Origin of the sequence: Paracoccus sp. PAMC 22219 (assembly GCF_000787695.1) — a bacterium.
In the GTDB taxonomy this organism is placed as follows: Bacteria; Pseudomonadota; Alphaproteobacteria; order Rhodobacterales; family Rhodobacteraceae; genus Paracoccus.
In genome coordinates this window covers 14,967-32,816 of sequence record NZ_BBPH01000120.1, presented here as the reverse complement: position 1 = coordinate 32,816, position 17,850 = coordinate 14,967, and the positions used below count along the sequence as shown (strand labels likewise).

Below are 17,850 nucleotides of genomic sequence, written 5' to 3'. Positions count from 1 at the left end.
AAACGCAGGATCGCTCCGCTGCGTCCAGTTGTAGACCTGGACCGGCAGCGCCGATGCCGGATCGAACAGACCTTCGGGCGGGGCTCCGGGATATTCGCGGACAAACGCCACCATCCCGATCAGCAGCAGCGGCGCGGTCTCTCCCAAGGCCTGCGCCAGGCCCAGGATCGTCCCGGTCAGAATGCCGGGCATCGCCAGCGGCAGGACGTGGTGGAGCACCGTCTGCATGCGGGACGCGCCAACCCCAAGCGCCGCGTCGCGGATCGAGGGAGGCACGGATTGCAGCGCCGCCCGTGTCGCGATGATGATCGTGGGCAGGGTCATCAGGGTCAGCACCAGACCACCCACGATGGGTGCCGATGCCGGCAGACCCGCAAAGTTGATGAACACCGCCAGGCCCAGGATCCCGAACACGATCGACGGCACCGCCGCGAGGTTCGCGATGTTCACCTCGATCATGTCCGTCCACCGGTTCTTGGGCGCGAATTCCTGAAGATAGATGGAGGCGCCGACTCCGATCGGAACCGCCAGCACCAGCACCACCAGCATCATGTAGAGGGACCCCAGGATCGCCACGCCGACGCCCGCGGCCTCGGGGCGCTGGTCGGACGCGTCCGGCAGCGTCAGGAAGCCCCAGTTGAACCGCGTGACAAGCGTGCCGTTGTCGGCCAGCGCCTGCGCCAGCAGCAGCTGCTGGGGGGATACGTTGCTGTCGCGCGCCGCGGTTTCGGCCGTGACGCGGCCCTTGAAGTATCCGTCGATCCGGCCGTTCACCAGGACGTTCACGTCGACGACCTGCCCGACCAGCTCCGGCTCTGCCAGCACGCGGTTGCGCAGCTGCGCCGACGCGTCCCGCGAGATCAGGCCGTCGACATCGCCACTTTCCAACCCGTCGATCTGCAGGTTCAGCCCGGACACCGCCGCGTCCAGCGCGCGGTCCAGCACCTGCCCATAGGACAGGGTCAGAACCCCCGCCATCTCTGCCGGGTCGCGGTTGCCGTCAGGGTCCAGGATCTGCGCGTCCAGCGCCACGGGGATCGACAGATAGGTCTGGCGGAACGCGCTGGACCCGTCGCGGACGATGGTGAAGACCAGCACCGCCAGCATCGCGCAGGCCAGTGCGATGGCCGTCAGGCCATAGGCGCGGAACCGTTTCTCGGCGGCGTTGCGGCGGCGGGTGCGCGCGTCCTGGACATACAGGGATTTGGTGGCGGGGGCGCGGGGATGATCGGTCATTCGTACTGCTCGCGATACTTGCGCACGATGATAAGCGCGATGACGTTCAGGGCCAGGGTGATGACGAACAGCGTCAGGCCCAGAGCAAAGGCCACCAGCGTCTCGGGCGAGGAAAAGTCGTTGTCGCCGGTCAGCTGGCTGACGATCTTGACCGTGATGGTGGTCATCGCCTCGAAGGGGTTGCCGCTGATCGTGGCGGCGGCACCGGCGCCCAGCACCACGATCATCGTCTCGCCGATGGCGCGGCTGGCCGCCAGAAGGATGGCGCCCACGATGCCCGGCAGGGCGGCGGGCAGCACGACGCTGCGCACGGTTTCGGACGGGGTGGACCCCAGGCCCAGGGCCCCGTCACGCAGGCTTTGCGGCACCGCGTTGATGATGTCGTCGGACAGAGAGCTGACGAACGGGATCAGCATGATCCCCATGACCAGCCCCGCGGTCATCACCGACGACCCGGAATTGCCAAGGCCCAGGGGTTGCGCGATCCAGTCGCGCAGCATCGGCCCCACCGTCACCAGCGCGAACAGGCCATAGACGATGGTGGGGATGCCGGCCAGAACCTCGACCGCGGGCTTGGCGATGCTGCGCAGGCGGGGGCTGGCATATTCCGACAGATAGATCGCCGCCAGCAGGCCGATGGGCACCGCCACCAGCAGTGCGATGAAGCTGATATACAGCGTTCCCCACAGCAGCGGCAGCATGCCCAGGCGCGAATTCCCCTCGAACCGTGGCGACCACGTCGTCCCGAAGAAGAATTCCGTCAGGCTGTACTGCCGAAAGAAGCTGATGGTTTCGAAGATCAGCGACAGGATGATGCCAAGCGTGGTGGCGATGGCGATCATCGAGCAGAAGATCATCAGCCCCAGGACCATCCGTTCGACAGAGTTTCGCGCACGAAAGCTGCCATCGATCCGGGTCATCGCCCATCCCAGCCCCGCGACCGACGCACCCAGTGCAAGCAGACCGGCAACCGCATTCGAGGTGGCAGGGATCACGCCCGACATGCGCAGCCCCGAGGCCAGCACCAGGACGATCAGGGCGGGCAGCACCACGGACAGCGCCACGCTAAAGCCGTGATATGTCGGACGGCTGTGCAGGTTTCGGACATCGCTGCCGCCCGCCGAATAGGCGCGGCTGCGTCCGATGTAAAATCCGGCCGTCGCCAGCAGCATGGCGGCCAGCAGGGCCCAGGACATTGGCATCAGGGAACCTCGGAAATGGCGACGGGAAAGGTGACGGCTTCTTCAGCAGCGAAACAGGAAGGTCGGACCGGCGCGTGGATCCGCGCCGGTCCGGCTTGTCATCACTGCATGGTCACTTCATCGGCCACGGCCTGCTGGACGGATGCCAGCTCCGGGTCCGACACCAGGCCATAGGCTGCCAGCGGGCCGTCGGGACCGGCGATGGCATCGGAAACGAAGAACTCCGCGAATTCCTTGACGCCCGGAATGACGCCGATATGCGCCTTCTTGACGTAGATGAACAGCGGACGCGACACCGGGTATTCGCCCGACGCGATCGTCTCGGTCGAGGGGGTGACGCCACCCATGGTCGCGACCTGCAGCGTGTCCGTGTTGTTCTCGTAGAAGGACAGGCCGAACACGCCGATGCCGTTGGGCGACGACCCGATGCGGGCCAGCGTCTCGGTATAGTCGCCGTCGATGTCGACCGAACGACCGTCGGTGCGCAGGGTCATGCAGGCGGCCTCGGCCTCTTCCTCGCCCATCTCGGCTGTGAAGACCTCCATCGCGCCGGTGTCCTCGCAGCCCTGCAGGATCACCTTTTCGTCGAACACTTCGCGGGTGCCGTGACGGGTGCCGGGCACGAAGGCCAGGATTTCCTGGTCGGCCAGGGCGGGGTTCACCTCGGACCAGTTGGCCGCGGTGTTGTCGACGACGGCGCCGTCGCGCACGACCTTGGCCGACAGCGCGTTGAACCAGTCGGACGGCGTGAACGCAAAGCTGTTGCCGGACTGCGCGCTGGCAAAGACGATGCCGTCATAGCCGATGCGCACTTCCATGATGTCGGTCACGCCGTTGGCGGCGCATTCCGCCACTTCGGTTTCGCGGATCTCGCGGCTGGAATTGGCGACATCGATGGTGTTCTCGCCCACGCCTTCGCAGAAGCGGCGCAGACCCGTCGACGACCCGCCGGATTCGATGACCGGGCTGCCGAAGTCGAAGTTCTCGCCGAACAGCTCGGCCACGATGGTGGCATAGGGCAGCACCGTCGACGAACCGGCAACCTGGACCTGATCACGCGACTGCGCGGCAGCGCCGGATGCGGTCAGGGCGATCACGGACAGCGCAGTGGCGGCAAAGCCTGAATATGTCATATGTCTTCTCCTGTGGAGTGAGCTTGCCAGCGACTGTTACTACAGGCTCATGACACTAATAGTGACGAATTGTGACCGTTGCATGACAATGGAAATGCGCTGGTCGGCAAGGTCACGGTGTGTGGCACCTGCTGGCGGCTCAGCATTCGGCGCCGTCTTTCGCGAAATCGGGATATCGGCGGGCGATCAGCGCGGCCGGTCCTTCAGACGAAGCTTTCCTGCCAGTGACGAAGCGGAAATCCATCGCGATGTCATCGGATGGATACGCGTTCCTTTTCGACAGACCGGGTCAAACGCCACAATCTTGCAGGACGTGGAGGCACATATCCTGATGCAAAGACCAGATCCAACTCTCGCCCTGCCCTTAATGGAGCGATCCCGGCAAGCCGCAGCAAAATGCCTTCATCGAGTCCTGGAAAGGCAGCCTGCGCGACGGTGATCATGTACGGTTACCCAAACGAGACCTTAGACACCTTGGACAATGCGCCCCGCAAAATCACTCTCTGGCGCTACGACGACACCGATGTCAGGCCGCACTCCTCGTTCGGAAACCAGAAGCGACTGGAGGCGCGCCGGACGCTTGCCCTGATCCATCCGCCGATTATCAATCTTAAACCGGCAGACTCTCGTGACGAACGAGAAACCAGCGCGGGCAGGTCAACAGCCCTCGGCGGTTCGGATGACGGTAAATCAGCCAGCTACGTTCGGTCGGCCGCTCTGCCTGAAAGTCCCGGTCAAGCCTCGCCGATTCACCTGAATCGGTGACGTTCACCGCCTTGATGTCTGCAATGAGGAAGCGTCCCCATCGTCCCTGGAATTACCACGGCGCCGGGGGGCCTGCCCCCCAAGGCATTGCATCGCATCAGCCGCAGGGTCCGCTGCAGACCTGTCCCTCCTCCGGAACATCCCGCCTACGCGCGAACCATAGGTGCGATCTCTGGCCTAAAAACGCGTCATGGTCGCCGTGATCCGCTTGCCATCATTGGGTGCTGGCCGCGCGGCCCGGCGTGGAGGCCGGAGCGCAAACCCAACTGCGTCTCGTAAGGCCGACCGACCAGGTGGGACGGTACATGGCAACAAAGGCGAACCTTGTGTCACATCGCGCACGAAATCAGCCGCAGACTGTTGTCCTCCGACCAATGGCGGATCATGGCCTCACCCGTCTTGCGAATGTCACGCTCCGTCTGAAGCCCGAAAACGTCTTTCATCAGGGCTGCGATCCTGGCCAGGTTGCGGACCTGCCCGTTCCAGGAAAAGGCCGCAGCATGGGTTGCCGTTAGCTTCCTCAATCAACTGCGCAAGCCGACATCTCGGACAGGTCCGGATCAAGGGCGGCCCGTGCCACAGCCACGCCTCGATCCGTCACCAGAGCACCGTCGCAACTGAAGGCTTGTTCTCCCTCGCGCCCCAGACCGTCACGTCACAGAATGAAATCCGCCTCGGTCAGGGAGATCTGGCCGGACAGGCGGATCAGCCCATCGGCACGGCCATCGCCGTTCACGTCCATCACCACGCGCGTCACGTTGGTCTGCGGCACGTACTGAACCATCAGCTGCGCGCCCTGACCGGGTTCGAAACCATCGGTCATCTGGAACGCCTGATTCCCGGGGGTCAGCCAGTCCGCGTCGATGCCCGACAGGTTGATCCGGTCGCTGCCGCGCTGGAAATCGATGATCAGGTCGGTCTGGCTGCCCTGGCTGTCGGCCAGCCCGCCGAAGACGAACGTGTCCGCCCCGCACCCCCGGCCAGCAGGTCCGCGCCCTGTCCGCCGATCAGCGTGTCGTTGCCCTGACCGCCGGCCAGACGGTCCGCACCCAGCCCGCCATGCAGACGGTCGTTGCCGAAACCGCCCTCCAGCGCGTCGTTGCCCGCGCGGCCTTCCAGCCAGTCGTTGCCCGCATTGCCGCGCAGCAGGTTGCCCTGCGCGTTGCCCAACAGCGTGTCGTTGCCTGCGCCGCCATCGGCATTCTCGACCCCGCGGATGGTGTCCAGGCCGTGGCGGGTGTCCTGCCGCCCGGTCAGCGCCAGGTCGATGCGGCCGCCTTGGGCGCCCTGCAGCACGACGGTGTCGATGCCGGCCCCGCCGTCGATCAGGTCGTTGCCCGCGTCGACCTGCAGCCGGTCGGACCCCGAGCCTCCGAACAGCATGTCGTTGCCCACGCCACCGCCCAGGATGTCGTTGCCGCCATTGCCGTACAGGGTATCGTTGCCCGCCATGCCAAACGCGCGGTCGTCTTCGAAGCTGAGGGTGAAGACATCGTTGCCCGACAGCGCCCGCGAGACCAGACGCTGGTCATCCACGGTGCTGCGCGTCGTCATCGCGTCATAGAGGTCTGCCAGCGGAATGCTGATCCGGTCGACCTCCCAAGTCGGTTCATAGCCGAACCCGTCGCTGGAGACCTGAGAGATCAGCGTCACGTTGCCGCCGGTGATCCGGCTGCCGTCGGACCGGAACCCGGTGCCTCCGAAGCCGATTCCATAGAAGTCGCCACGCTCCTCATAGGCCACGACCAGCAGGTCCTCGATCACACGACCGCGGTTCTGGGTGAAGCTGTCGTTCTGGAACTCGGCGCCTATCGCGTTGAAATGAATGGGGCTGAGGTCGAAATTCAATTGGTCGAAACTGCGAAAGGCGTAAATCTGTGCCATCGTCAAACCCTATGACAAATACCATGTCCGGATAACGATGCACAAAATTGCCCCGTCCGGACAATCTTGCATTAACCTTTTGCCTGATCAGGCGTCAAAACCTATCGCGCGGCGTCGTTAACTTTCTCGCAAGGGTTGCGGGGAACTGTCAGAGGCTGGTGCCCTCGGACAGTCCCAGCATGATATTCAGGTTCTGGACCGCGGCACCGGACGCGCCCTTGCCCAGGTTGTCCAGCACCGCGACGATGGTCGCGCATCCGGCCTCGTCGTCGCCATGCACGCTGAGGCGCAGCACGTTGCTACCGTTCAGCGCAGTCGGGTCGATGCGGGCACCGATCTGGGCGGCGGGGACGACCTGAACGAAGGCCTCGTTCGCATAATGGTCGGCCAGCGCCTGGTGCAGCGCCGCGACGCTGCGGTCGTCGTCCAGGTGCAGCGGCAGCTGGACGGCCATGCCCTGCGCGAAATTCCCGACAGCGGGCGCAAAGACCGGCTGCAGCAGCAGGCCGCCATGGGTCATGATCTCGGGGATGTGCTTGTGGCGCTGGTCCAGGCCATAGACGAAATGCACGGGCGCGGTGCCCGCGTCATAATCCGCGACCATCGCCTTGCCGCCGCCAGTATAGCCGCTGACCGCGTTGATCGACAGGGCCTCTGTCTCGTCGATCAGCCCGGCGGCGACCAGCGGCGCGATGATGGCGATCGCGCCGGTCGAATAGCAGCCGGGATTGCTGACCAACCGCGCGGCGGCAATGCGTTCGCGCATCTCAGGGGCCAGTTCCGGAAAGCCGAAGACCCAGTCCGGGTCGATCCGGTGCGCGGTCGACGCGTCGATCAGGCGCACGTCCATGTCCGCGGTCAGGGCCACGGCCTCGCGCGCGGCGGCGTCCGGCAGGCACAGGATCGCGACATCGGCCTGCGCAAAGCAGTCGGCGCGGGCCTGGGGGTCCTTGCGCATCGCGGGGTCCAGCTGGACCAGACGGATGTAGTCGCGTCCCAGCAGGCGGTCGCGGATCTGCAGGCCGGTGGTGCCGGCCTCGCCATCGATGAAGACGCTGTGGGTCATGGGGCAAGCCTTTCGCAGGTGTCGCCCGTGTCTAGCGCAGCCCTGCCCCGGTCACAACGCTGCTTGGACCTCAGATACTGCACATCTCGGACCGGGTCAGGAACCGCTTCTCGCGGCCGTTGTCCAAGCTGAACATGCCGCCGCGTCCCGGCACCACGTCGATGATCAGGTCGGTATGCGCCCAGGCCTCGGCCTGGCTGGCCGAGATGTAGAAGGGCGCGCCGCCGATCTCTCCCAACCGGATGTCGCGGTCGCCGATGCGGAAATCGCCCTGCGGATAGCACATCGGCGACGACCCGTCGCAGCAGCCCCCCGACTGGTGGAACAGGACCGGACCGTGATCGGCCACGATCTCGGCGATCAGGTCAAGGGCGGCGGGGGTGGCGGTGACGGTGCTCATGTCTTCAGCCTCTTCTTGAGGAACCGCAGAACCTGCGTCTCTTCGGGGCGCAGGTCGGTCTGGGTCAAGGTGTCGTCGATGGTGCCGGCGATCTCCAGCTTCAGTTCGTCCGCCAGATAGGCGTCGATGATCTGGGGATGCACATAGCACTGGCGGCAGATGGTGGGCGTGTTGCCAAGGCGCGCCGCGACCGATTCGATGGCGTCGCGCACGTTGCGTTTCGCGGCGGCCTCGCTGTCGGCCTTTTCGTATTCCGCCAGCGCCAAGGCGGCCAGCACCGTGCCGGTCCAGGTGCGGAAATCCTTGGCGGTGATCTGGCGTCCGGTGATCTGGCGCAGATAGTCGTTCACCTCGGTCGAGGTGACCTGGCGGCGGGTGCCGTCATCGTCGACATACTGGAACAGGTGCTGGCCGGGGATCTCCTGCACGGCACGGATGATCCGGGCGATGCGGCGGTCGCGCAGGCCCAGGTTCCATTCCTTGCCCGACTTGCCCTTGAACTTGAAGCGGACCTGATTGCCGTCCAGCGTGACGTGGCGCATCCGCAGCGTGGTCAGCCCGTGGGACTTGTTCTCGCGCGCATAGCGGGTGTTGCCCACCCGGATCATGGTGTTTTCCAGCAGGAACACGATGGTCGCCAGAACCTTTTCGGCGGGCAGGCCGCGGCGCGCCATGTCGGCATCGACCTGGGCGCGCAGCTTGGGCAGGCCGCGCGCAAATTCCAGCATACGGTCGTATTTGCTGCTGTCGCGCAATTCGCGGAAGTCGGGATGATAGCGGTACTGCTTGCGGCCCTTGGCGTCGCGCCCGGTGGCCTGGATATGGCCGCGCGGATCGGGGCAGATCCAGACGTCGCCATAGGCGGGCGGAATGGCCAGCGATGCCAGCCGCTTGCGTTCGGCCTTGTCGGCGATGGTGCGCCCGTTCGGCCCCTTGTAGGAGAACCCCTTGCCCGACCGAATGCGGGTGATGCCAGGCATGTCGTCGTTGACATAGGTCAGACCTGCGCTGATCGCGGCGTCTTCGGGGTCGATGATGCTGTCCTTGGGCATGGCGCGCTCCGCAGGTGGCGTCTGGCCCAACGCCGCAGGATCGGTGCGGGTTGCGGGCGACCCGAAGGCCGCCCGCAAAGTCTCAGAAGAAGCCCAGCTTCTTGGGGCTGTAGCTGACCAGCATGTTCTTGGTCTGCTGATAGTGGTCCAGCATCATGCGGTGGTTTTCGCGCCCGATGCCCGACTGCTTGTAGCCGCCGAATGCCGCGTGGGCCGGATAGGCGTGATAGCAGTTCGTCCAGACCCGGCCCGCCTGAATGGCGCGGCCAAAGCGATAGCAGGTGTTCGCGTCACGCGACCACAGGCCCGCGCCCAGCCCGTACAGCGTGTCGTTGGCGATCGACAGCGCCTCGTCCTGGTCCTTGAAGGTGGTCACGGACACGACCGGGCCAAAGATCTCCTCCTGGAAGACGCGCATCTTGTTGTGGCCCTTGAAGACCGTCGGCTTGATGTAGAACCCGCCCGACAGTTCTCCGCCGTGATCCGCGGCCTCGCCGCCGATCAGCACCTCGGCGCCCTCTTTGCGACCGATGTCGAAATAGGACAGGATCTTGTCCTTCTGTTCCGACGACGCCTGCGCGCCGATCATCGTGGCGCTGTCGCGCGGGTCGCCCTGCACGATGGCCTCGACGCGCTTCAGCGCCTTTTCCATGAACTGGTCATAGATCCGCTCGTGGATCAGGGCGCGCGACGGGCAGGTGCAGACCTCGCCTTGGTTCAGCGCGAACATCACGAAACCCTCGATCGCCTTGTCGAAGAAATCGTCATCCTCGCGGCAGACATCCTCCATGAAGATGTTGGGCGACTTGCCGCCCAGTTCCAGCGTGACCGGGATCAGGTTCTCGGACGCGTACTGCATGATCAGGCGACCGGTGGTGGTTTCCCCGGTGAACGCGATCTTGGAGATGCGCGGGTTCGACGCCAGCGGCTTGCCTGCCTCAAGGCCGAAACCGTTGACGATGTTCAGACGCCCGGCGGCAGGATGTCGGCGATCAGCTCTGCCCACAGCATGATCGTGGCGGGGGTCTGTTCGGCAGGCTTCAGCACCACGCAGTTGCCGGCGGCCAGCGCGGGCGCCAGCTTCCAGCAGGCCATCAGCAGCGGAAAGTTCCACGGGATGATCTGGCCCACGACGCCCAGGGGTTCGTGGAAATGGTACGCCACGGTGTCGTCGTCGATCTGGCTGATGCCGCCTTCCTGCGCGCGCAGCACGCCCGCGAAATAGCGGAAATGGTCGATCGCCAGCGGCAGGTCGGCGGCCATCGTCTCGCGGATCGGCTTGCCGTTGTCCCAGGTCTCGGCAGTGGCCAGCAGCTCCAGGTTGGCCTCCATCCGGTCGGCGATCTTCAGCAGCGCGTTCGACCGGTCGGTGGTCGAGGTGCGGCCCCAGGCACCCTTGGCCTTGTGGGCCGCGTCCAGCGCCGCCTCGATGTCGTCGGCATTGGATCGGGCGATCTCGCCGATCTCGGCCCCGGTGATGGGGGTGGTGTTGGTGAAATAGCGCCCCGACTTGGGGGCTGCCCATTCGCCGCCGATGAAGTTGTCATAGCGGCGGGCAAACGGCATCACGCCCACGCCCTTGAATTCATGCGTCTGATCGTTCGGCATCGGTTCCTCCTCCAAAGAGTGTCAGACCCCGGATCTCCCGGTCCGGGTATGGGGTCACGGTCCCGCAAGGGCTGATTCGGGGCAACAGCCGATCCACGCCGCAGCGCAGAAGATGTCTCAATCGTGAGACAGTCGCGCCGGATGTTCGCCGATCCCCAGCCGTGCCATGCGTCGGTACAGCGTCGCGCGGCCGATCCCCAGGCGCGGGCGGCCTGGGTCACGTTGCCTTCCGCCCGCGCCAGGCGCGGATGACGGCGGCACGCTCGCCCCGGTCGAAACCGTGCAGGTCGTCCTGTCGGCCCAGCAGATCGGCCGCGGGCCGGGGACGGATCGCGCCCTCGCGTTCCAGCCCCAGGGCGCGGCGAGCGGCGCGGGTCGCGCCGATGGCCAGATCGTCGCGATCGACGGCCAGCAGCACCGCCTGTTCGCTTTGATCGTCCGAGGCGACCACGATCCGCGCCCCCGGAAAGCTGGAACGGAAGAACACCGATTCGATGGCCCGCGCGGTCTGCGCCACCTGCGCCGAGATCAGACGGTTATAGCGTTCGGTCTGGTCCGCCCGCGCCGAACTGACGTCCAGCGCCGCCAGCAACCGCCCGTCCGGTCCCCAGATCGGCGCATCCATGCAGGACATCGCGGTGTTGCGAGTGTGGAAATGTTCGTCGCGGTGGATGGTCAGGGCGCGCCCCTCGGCCAGGCAGGTGCCGATGCCGTTGGTGCCCTGCGCGGCCTCGGACCAGTCGGCGCCCTGCCACAGGCCCCAGTCGCGGAACTGCTGGGCGTCGGCGTCCGACACCCGCTGGTCCAGCACGATGCCATGCGCGTCGGTCAGCAGCACGTTGCAGCCCGACAGGCCGACAAGATTGTACAGCTGGTCCAGTTGCGGCCCGGCAACGGTCAGGAACCCCTGCATCGCCTGATGGCGGTCGGCCAGTTCGTGATCGGACAGGCGGTCGGGACGGCGGCGGTCTGCCGGGTCCAGCCCGTGCTTCAGCATGGACCGCCGCCAGGACGCGGCCAGCGCCGAGGTCGCGCTGCGCGATTGCGACTGCGCGGCCACAAGGTCCGCGTGGTTGCGTGCGTTCATGGTCTCCCCCTCAGGATGGGGAAAGTATAGCACGGTTTGCGGGGCGCGATCTGCGACTTTGGTCGCGCCCCGCGGGGGTCAGCGGACGGGGCCTTCGGGGATGATCATCCCGTCCATCGCCCGGTCCTGACCATGATCGGAATGCGCGGGCGTGCCGCCCATGCTGCCCGACGGCGCGGCCATGCGCGGCTGATAGGGCGGCAGGCTGTCGGCGCCGTCGCGATACAGCAGCGACACCCCCTTGTGGAACAGGTGCAGGGCATGCGGATCGGCGGTCAGGCGCACGCGCTTGCCCTTGAGGTCCGGGTGGATGCCCGGCAGCTTGGCCGTGATCGGCGCGGTTTCCGCCCCGGTGCCGAAATACAGCAGCGTGACCTCTCCCAGGGCCTCGGTCAGATCGACGGTGCCCTCGAAGACCGGAGTGCCCTCGGTCTCGCGCATGTCCTCGGGGCGGACGCCCAGGTTGACGACCATGCCCTCGTCGCCGGCGCGAGTCGGGATGGCGACCTGCGCCTCCAGGCCCACGTCCAGCGCGACGGTGGTCATCGCGCCCACGGTCTTGACCCGTCCGGGCAGCAGGTTCATCGCCGGGCTGCCGATGAACTGGGCCACGAATTCGGTCATCGGACGCTCGTACAGCTCCAGCGGCGCGCCGACTTGGGCGATGCCGCCGCCGGCCAGCACCACGATGCGGTCGGCCAGGGTCATGGCCTCGGTCTGGTCATGGGTCACATAGATCATCGTGCGGTCGGGCATCGAGGCCTTCAGCTGCGCGATCTCGATCCGGGTGGCGACGCGCAGGGCGGCGTCCAGGTTCGACAGCGGTTCGTCGAACAGATAGACCTGCGGGTCGCGCACGATGGCACGCCCGATGGCCACGCGCTGGCGCTGGCCGCCCGACAGCGCCTTGGGCAGGCGGTCCAGATAGGGCGTCAGCTGCAGCATCTTGCCCGCGCGGTCGGTGGCGGCCTTGATCTGGTCCTTGGACTGCCCCGCGATCTTCAGTGCAAAGGCCATGTTGTCGCGCACCGTCATGTGCGGGTACAGCGCATAGGACTGGAACACCATCGCGATGCCGCGCTGGCTGGGCGGGATGTCGTTCATCACCTGTCCGCCGATCTGCAGCTCTCCTCCGGTGATCTGCTCCAGGCCCGCGATCATGCGCAGCAGCGTGGATTTCCCGCAGCCGGACGGCCCGACAAAGACGATGAATTCGCCAGAGCGGATGTCCAGGTCGATGTCCCTCAGCACCTGCACGTCGCCATAGGACTTGGCGACGTCCCTCAGTTTCAGATCGGCCATTTGCGGTCTTCCTCCCCTACCCTTCGATGATCTGGACCTGCCACGGCATCAGCCCGCCCGCATCGTCGTCGGACAGGTTGGCGCGGATCAGCAGGGTCTGCTTGGCGTCGCGGCGGCGGAAGGACAGCACCGGCCCCTCGGCCTTGATGTCGGTCATGTTTCCGTCGCGCAGCGCGCTGTGCTTGCGGCGCAGGCCGACCGCCCAGCGATAATGGTGCAGCATGGACTGGGCGTCGGCCTCCTGGCTGACGACGGTGCGCTGCAGATGCGAATGCGGCACGGGCAGCCAGGGCTGGCTGGTCGAGAATCCGCCGTTCACGCCCATGTCCCAGACCATCGGCGTCCGGCAGCCGTCGCGGCCCTTGAATTCGGGCCAGAACTCGATGCCGTAAGGATCGCGCAGATCCTCAAAGCGCAGCTCCGCCTCGGGCAGGCCCAGCTCCTCTCCCTGGTACAGGCAGACCGAACCGCGCAGGCACAACAGCACCGTCGCATAGGCCTTGGCCGCCTGGTCGGGCAGGTTCCAGCGTGTCACGTGGCGCACCACGTCGTGGTTCGACATGGCCCAGCAGGGCCAGGCGTTGGGCGCGATCTCATGCAGCTTGTCGAACACCTCGACCACGCGCGCGGCAGGCAGGTCGTCGCCCGACAGGAAGTCGAACACATAGGACATCTGCACCCGGCCCGGCACGCCGGTATATTCCTCCAGCAGCTCCAGCCCGCGTTCGCTGTCGCCGATCTCTCCGACGACGGCGGCGCCATAGGGCACCAGCGCCTGGTGGAACCGCTCCAGGAAGGCCAGGTTTTCGGGCTGGGACTTGCTGAACTGGTGGCTCTGGTGGTTGTAGGGGTTCACGGCGGGCGCCGTGTCCGACTTGCGCAGTTCAGGCGCCAAAGGCGGGTTGTCGCGCAGCTGGGCGTCGTGGAAATAGAAGTTGATCGTGTCCAGCCGGAAGCCGTCGACGCCCTTGTCCAGCCAGAACCGCGCCATCTCGATCAGGGCGTCCTGGACGGCGGGGTTGTGAAAGTTCAGGTCCGGCTGCGACGACAGGAAGTTGTGCAGGAAATACTGTTCGCGCCGGGCATCCCACTGCCACGCGCTGCCTCCAAAGATCGACAGCCAGTTGTTGGGCGGCGTGCCGTCCGGGCGCGGGTCGGACCAGACGTACCAGTCGGATTTCGGGTTGTCGCGGCTGGTGCGGCTTTCCTTGAACCAGGGATGCTGGTCCGAGGTGTGCGACATCACCAGGTCGATCATGACCTTCAGCCCCAGCTCGTGCGCGCTTTGCACCAGCCAGTCGAAATCCTCCATCGTGCCGAAGATCGGGTCGATGCCGCAATAATCGCTGACGTCGTAGCCGAAATCCTTCATCGGAGAGGTGAAGAACGGAGAGATCCAGACCGCATCAACGCCCAGGGACGCCACATAGGGCAGGCGTTGGGCGATGCCGCCCAGATCGCCCGTGCCGCTGCCGGTCGTGTCCTGGAAACTGCGCGGGTAGATCTGATAGATGATCCCGCCCTTCCACCAATCCGTCGTCTGTTCAGTCAAGATCATCCACCTTTCACCGAGCCGGCCAGCAATCCGCGGACCAGATATTTCTGCATGGCAAAGAACACCAGCAGCGGCACGGCTATCGAGATAAAGGCAGAGGTTGCAAGGATCTCCCATTCACCTCCGCGCGATCCCATCAGCTCGCGCAGCAGGCCGGTCATGACCAGCTGTTCGCGCGTATTGCCCAGAAACACGGTGGCCACCAGCAGGTCGTTCCAGACCCACAGGAACTGGAAGATCGCGAAACTGGCAAGCGCCGGGAAGGACAGCGGCAGGATGATCCGACGGAAGATCTGAAATTCGGTCGCGCCGTCGACGCGCGCACTCTCGATGACCTCTCGTGGCAGGCCCACCATGTAGTTTCGCAGCAGATAGACCGCCAGCGGCAGACCGAACCCGGTATGGGCCAGCCAGATGCCCAGGTATCCCTTGCCGATGCCCAGTTCATTGTGCAGCCGCAGCAGCGGGATCAGCGCCACCTGCAGCGGCACGACCAGCAGACCCACCACGCAGGCCGTCAGCAGGGCGCGTCCCGGAAACTGCATCCAAGCCAACGCATAGGCCGCGAATGCCGCGATCAGGATCGGGATGACGGTGGCGGGGATCGTCACCGTCATCGTGTTCATGAACGCGCGTCCCAGCCCGCCCGCGGTCAGCACGCGGTTATAGTTGTCGACCGTGAAGGCGGGCGGCGACAGGGTGGTGGTAAAGATCCGCTCTCCGCGCCGCATCTCGAAGGGTTGGGCCGAGGTCATGCGATAGGCGCCGTCCTCGGTCACGGTCAGATCGATGCCGGGCTCCAGCTCGACCGTGTCGCCGGGTGCGTTGGCGTCGGGCTGGCGGGCGTTGGTGCCCCAGGAGGTCAGCTCCTGCGTGCCTTCCAGGGCGCTGCCCTCGATCACGTACAGATCGCCCTCCTGCACCTGGTCGTCGGCCGTGCCCGACCGCACGAACCCGGTCTGCACCGAGCCCGAAAACGACTGCCACCACCCCGAGGTCGAGATCTGGTCGCGGTCGCGGAACGACGACACGAACAGGCCCAGAGTCGGGATCGTCCACAGCAGCACCAGCAGAAAGGCGGATATGTTGACCGCCCAGGCCAGCGAAGACTTCTGTCCAGCCATCCCCTCCATCAGCGGACCTCCTTGCGTGCGTTGTAGATGTTCCAGACCATGATCGGCGTGACCAGGATCATCAGGACGATGGCGATGGCCGATCCGCGCCCGTAATCGGGCGTGCCGCGGAACATCCAGTCGTACATCAGGTTGGCCAGCACCTGCGTGCCCCATTGGCCGTTGGTCATGACGAAGACGATGTCGAACACCTTGAGCACGACGATGGTGATGGTGGTCCAGACGACCGCGATGGTGCCCATGATCTGCGGCACCTTGATCTTGAAGAACACCTGCAGGGGGCTGGCGCCGTCCAGGATCGCGGCCTCGATCGTCTCTTCGGGGATGCCGCGCAGGGCGGCGGACAGGATGACCATCGCGAACCCGGTCTGGATCCAGACCAGCACGATCATCAGCAGCAGGTTGTTCCACATCGGCAGGGTCAGCCAGATCTGCGGCTCTCCTCCCAACTGGGTCACGATCCAGTTCAGAAGGCCGATCTGGGTTTCGCCCGAGGCGCGGTATTCATAGATGAATTTCCAGATGACGCCCGCGCCGACAAAGCTGATGGCCATGGGCATGAAGATCAGCGACTTGCCGATATTGCCCCATTTCAGCCGGTCGGTCAGCTGGGCGGCCAGCAGGCCGAACAGCGTCGACAGCGCCGGCACGACCAGCAGCCACGCCATGTTGTTCAGCATCGATTCCCGGAACTTGCCGTCGTTCACCAGCCAGACATAGTTGTCCAGGCCGACAAACTGCGATCCGTTCGAATTGAACAGCGACCGCCAGAAGCTGTCCAGGACCGGATAGACCAGATAGGTCGACAGGAACAGGATCGCGGGCCCCAGGAACAGCCAGGGGCGGATCTGGTTCGCCCGCCGGATGTTGTCGCCCGCCCGCGCCCCGCGCGGCGGATAGATGCGGTCCAGCAGCCAGTTCGACCCCCAGAACCAGGCCACGCAGCCAAAGACCCCGATCGCGATCGTGCTGACCGCCAACCACAGCAATTCCATTCCCCGTCTCCCCCCTGGATCATGGGGCGCGGCGACAGTGCGGTCGCCGCGCCGATCGTCGTCAGTTCAGCGAGGCCCAGCTGGCCTGGATCTTGTCCGCGACGTCCTGCGCCGAGGCGCCGCCGACGAAATCGATCATGCCGGTCCAGAACGCGCCCGCGCCGATCGCGCCGGGCATCAGATCCGACCCGTCGAAACGGAACACCGTGGCGTCCAGCAGGATCTCTCCCATGCGGCGGACGGTCGGGTCGTCATAGGCCTCGACATTCGCGCCGGTATAGGGGGTCACGAAGCCCTGCTGCGCCATCCAGATCTCGTGCGCGACGGGGGTCTTCAGGAACTCGACGAAGGCCATCGCGGCCGGATTGTCCGACAGGACCGCGAACATGGTGCCGCCGCCCAGGACGGGCTGGCCCAGGTCGCCCGATGCAGGCGCGGGCATGTAGAAGAAATCGGCATCCTCGCCCACGACGGTTCCCTCAGGGAAGAAGGTCGTGATGAAGCTGGCCTGACGGTGCAGGTAGCAGGCGGGCGGGCTGGCGAACAGGCCGGCGGGGCTTTCGCGGAAATCGGTCGCGCTGACCGATCCCACGCCACCCGCGACGAAATCGGGGTTCTTGGCGAACCAGCCAAATTCCTCGATCGCGGCGACGACCTTGGGGTCGTTGAACGGCATGCCGTTCGTCGTCCAGGCGTCGTAATCCTCGGGGGACGAAGTGCGCAGCATCAGGTCCTCGACCCAGTCGGTCGCGGGCCAGCCGGTGGCGCCGCCCGATCCCAGGCCGATGCACCAGGGGGTTTCGCCCTCTTCGGCGATCTGTTCGGTCAGGGTCTTCAGATCCTCGTAGGTCTCGGGGATCTCATAGCCCGCATCCTCGAAGTTCTCGGGGACGTACCAGACCAGCGATTTCACGTCGGCCTTGTAGGGAAACGCATACAGCGCCTCGGTCCCGTCGGGGCCGGCATAGGTGCCCAGTGCCGCCCAGCTTTCGCCCGCGGCATAATTGTCGGTCAGCCATTGCGCGGTGTCGTCGCCCAAGGGCCGCAAAAAGCCCTTTTCGGCCAGATCGGCCGCCAGGCCCGGCTGCGGAAAGATCGCCACGTCGGGCGGCGATCCGGCCTCGCTGTCGATGACGATCTGCTGCTCGAAGCTGTCGGAGCCGGAATAGTTCGCCTGCGCGCCGGTCGCCTCGTTGAAATAGGCGATGACGCTGCTGAACAGCTCCTGGTCGCCGCCCAGCCAGGGGCCCAGCATGTCGAAGCTTTGCCCTTCCAGGTCGGGATGGGCTGCCGCGAATTCATCAAGGCTGGCCCAGTTGATGCGGTCGTCGCTGCCCGGTTCGATCACCAGCTGCGCCTGTGCCGCGCCCGCGGTCAGCGCGATGATGGCGGCGGTCGTGTACAATGCGGTTTTCAAGTCTTCCTCCCTGAA

Annotated in this window: 13 protein-coding genes and 3 pseudogenes; 1 reads left to right on the top strand and 15 read right to left on the bottom strand. The window is 65.6% G+C overall.

Annotation, left to right across the window (positions count from 1 at the left end):
* The 3 genes from pstA to TY51_RS13550 all read right to left on the bottom strand — a co-directional run.
* Positions 1-1,236: phosphate ABC transporter permease PstA (gene pstA / locus TY51_RS13560; protein ID WP_042250283.1), on the bottom strand; the 1,236-nt coding region annotated here is incomplete at its 3' end.
* Complete coding sequence (pstC, locus tag TY51_RS13555) at positions 1,233-2,438, bottom strand: phosphate ABC transporter permease subunit PstC (RefSeq protein WP_042250281.1); 1,206 nt, start codon at positions 2,436-2,438, stop codon at positions 1,233-1,235. The genes pstA and pstC, both read right to left, overlap by 4 nt.
* Positions 2,439-2,539: 101 nt before the next feature.
* Positions 2,540-3,571: a substrate-binding domain-containing protein gene (locus TY51_RS13550; protein WP_042250279.1), complete on the bottom strand. Its 1,032-nt coding sequence runs from the start codon at positions 3,569-3,571 to the stop codon at positions 2,540-2,542.
* A gap of 374 nt (positions 3,572-3,945) precedes the next feature.
* Here TY51_RS13550 and TY51_RS23535 point away from each other — a divergent pair.
* Positions 3,946-4,153 (top strand): annotated as a pseudogene (locus TY51_RS23535) (integrase core domain-containing protein); the annotation flags it as partial.
* 838 nt (positions 4,154-4,991) lie between these two features.
* Here TY51_RS23535 and TY51_RS21145 read toward each other — a convergent pair.
* The 12 genes and pseudogenes from TY51_RS21145 to TY51_RS13495 form a co-directional block, all read right to left on the bottom strand.
* A complete protein-coding gene (locus TY51_RS21145) occupies positions 4,992-5,279 on the bottom strand; it encodes a M10 family metallopeptidase C-terminal domain-containing protein (RefSeq protein WP_081995025.1) in 288 nt (95 codons plus the stop codon).
* Positions 5,246-6,220 carry a calcium-binding protein gene (locus TY51_RS13545; protein ID WP_042250278.1) on the bottom strand — a complete coding sequence of 325 codons (975 nt, stop codon included), beginning with the start codon at positions 6,218-6,220 and terminating at the stop codon, positions 5,246-5,248. Before TY51_RS13545 ends, TY51_RS21145 begins: the two co-directional genes overlap by 34 nt.
* A gap of 148 nt (positions 6,221-6,368) precedes the next feature.
* On the bottom strand, positions 6,369-7,286 hold the full coding sequence (gene argC, locus TY51_RS13540; protein WP_042250276.1) for an N-acetyl-gamma-glutamyl-phosphate reductase: 918 nt from the start codon (positions 7,284-7,286) through the stop codon (positions 6,369-6,371).
* Positions 7,287-7,356: 70 nt separating this feature from the next.
* Positions 7,357-7,686 carry a DUF779 domain-containing protein gene (locus TY51_RS13535; RefSeq protein WP_042250274.1) on the bottom strand — a complete coding sequence of 110 codons (330 nt, stop codon included), beginning with the start codon at positions 7,684-7,686 and terminating at the stop codon, positions 7,357-7,359.
* Positions 7,683-8,738: a DNA topoisomerase IB gene (locus TY51_RS13530; protein WP_042250272.1), complete on the bottom strand. Its 1,056-nt coding sequence runs from the start codon at positions 8,736-8,738 to the stop codon at positions 7,683-7,685. The genes TY51_RS13535 and TY51_RS13530 overlap by 4 nt, the downstream gene beginning before the upstream one ends.
* A gap of 82 nt (positions 8,739-8,820) precedes the next feature.
* A pseudogene (adh, locus tag TY51_RS13525) lies at positions 8,821-10,346 on the bottom strand (aldehyde dehydrogenase).
* 117 nt (positions 10,347-10,463) lie between these two features.
* Positions 10,464-11,433, bottom strand: a pseudogene (locus tag TY51_RS13520) (GAF domain-containing protein).
* A gap of 78 nt (positions 11,434-11,511) precedes the next feature.
* Entirely contained in the window at positions 11,512-12,735 is a 1,224-nt protein-coding gene (locus TY51_RS13515; protein ID WP_081995023.1) for an ABC transporter ATP-binding protein, read from the bottom strand.
* A gap of 16 nt (positions 12,736-12,751) precedes the next feature.
* The gene (locus tag TY51_RS13510) at positions 12,752-14,293 is read right to left on the bottom strand and encodes an alpha-amylase family glycosyl hydrolase (protein ID WP_052650202.1); all 1,542 of its coding nucleotides are present in this window, start codon (positions 14,291-14,293) and stop codon (positions 12,752-12,754) included.
* Positions 14,290-15,423: a carbohydrate ABC transporter permease gene (locus TY51_RS13505; RefSeq protein WP_042250270.1), complete on the bottom strand. Its 1,134-nt coding sequence runs from the start codon at positions 15,421-15,423 to the stop codon at positions 14,290-14,292. Before TY51_RS13505 ends, TY51_RS13510 begins: the two co-directional genes overlap by 4 nt.
* The gene (locus TY51_RS13500) at positions 15,423-16,418 is read right to left on the bottom strand and encodes a carbohydrate ABC transporter permease (protein ID WP_042250267.1); all 996 of its coding nucleotides are present in this window, start codon (positions 16,416-16,418) and stop codon (positions 15,423-15,425) included. The genes TY51_RS13505 and TY51_RS13500 overlap by 1 nt, the downstream gene beginning before the upstream one ends.
* Positions 16,419-16,479: 61 nt before the next feature.
* The gene (locus TY51_RS13495; protein WP_042250266.1) at positions 16,480-17,835 is read right to left on the bottom strand and encodes an ABC transporter substrate-binding protein; all 1,356 of its coding nucleotides are present in this window, start codon (positions 17,833-17,835) and stop codon (positions 16,480-16,482) included.
* Positions 17,836-17,850 lie beyond the last annotated feature (15 nt).

What these genes read in the sequence shown, in the direction of transcription:
- pstC (WP_042250281.1), bottom strand. Translation starts at nt 2,438, where the DNA reads ATGCCAATGTCCTGGGCCCTGCTGGCCGCCATGCTGCTGGCGACGGCC.
- TY51_RS13550 (WP_042250279.1), bottom strand. Translation starts at nt 3,571, where the DNA reads ATGACATATTCAGGCTTTGCCGCCACTGCGCTGTCCGTGATCGCCCTG.
- TY51_RS13545 (WP_042250278.1), bottom strand. Translation starts at nt 6,220, where the DNA reads ATGGCACAGATTTACGCCTTTCGCAGTTTCGACCAATTGAATTTCGAC.
- argC (WP_042250276.1), bottom strand. Translation starts at nt 7,286, where the DNA reads ATGACCCACAGCGTCTTCATCGATGGCGAGGCCGGCACCACCGGCCTG.
- TY51_RS13535 (WP_042250274.1), bottom strand. Translation starts at nt 7,686, where the DNA reads ATGAGCACCGTCACCGCCACCCCCGCCGCCCTTGACCTGATCGCCGAG.
- TY51_RS13530 (WP_042250272.1), bottom strand. Translation starts at nt 8,738, where the DNA reads ATGCCCAAGGACAGCATCATCGACCCCGAAGACGCCGCGATCAGCGCA.
- TY51_RS13515 (WP_081995023.1), bottom strand. Translation starts at nt 12,735, where the DNA reads ATGGCCGATCTGAAACTGAGGGACGTCGCCAAGTCCTATGGCGACGTG.
- TY51_RS13510 (WP_052650202.1), bottom strand. Translation starts at nt 14,293, where the DNA reads ATGATCTTGACTGAACAGACGACGGATTGGTGGAAGGGCGGGATCATC.
- TY51_RS13505 (WP_042250270.1), bottom strand. Translation starts at nt 15,423, where the DNA reads ATGGAGGGGATGGCTGGACAGAAGTCTTCGCTGGCCTGGGCGGTCAAC.
- TY51_RS13500 (WP_042250267.1), bottom strand. Translation starts at nt 16,418, where the DNA reads ATGGAATTGCTGTGGTTGGCGGTCAGCACGATCGCGATCGGGGTCTTT.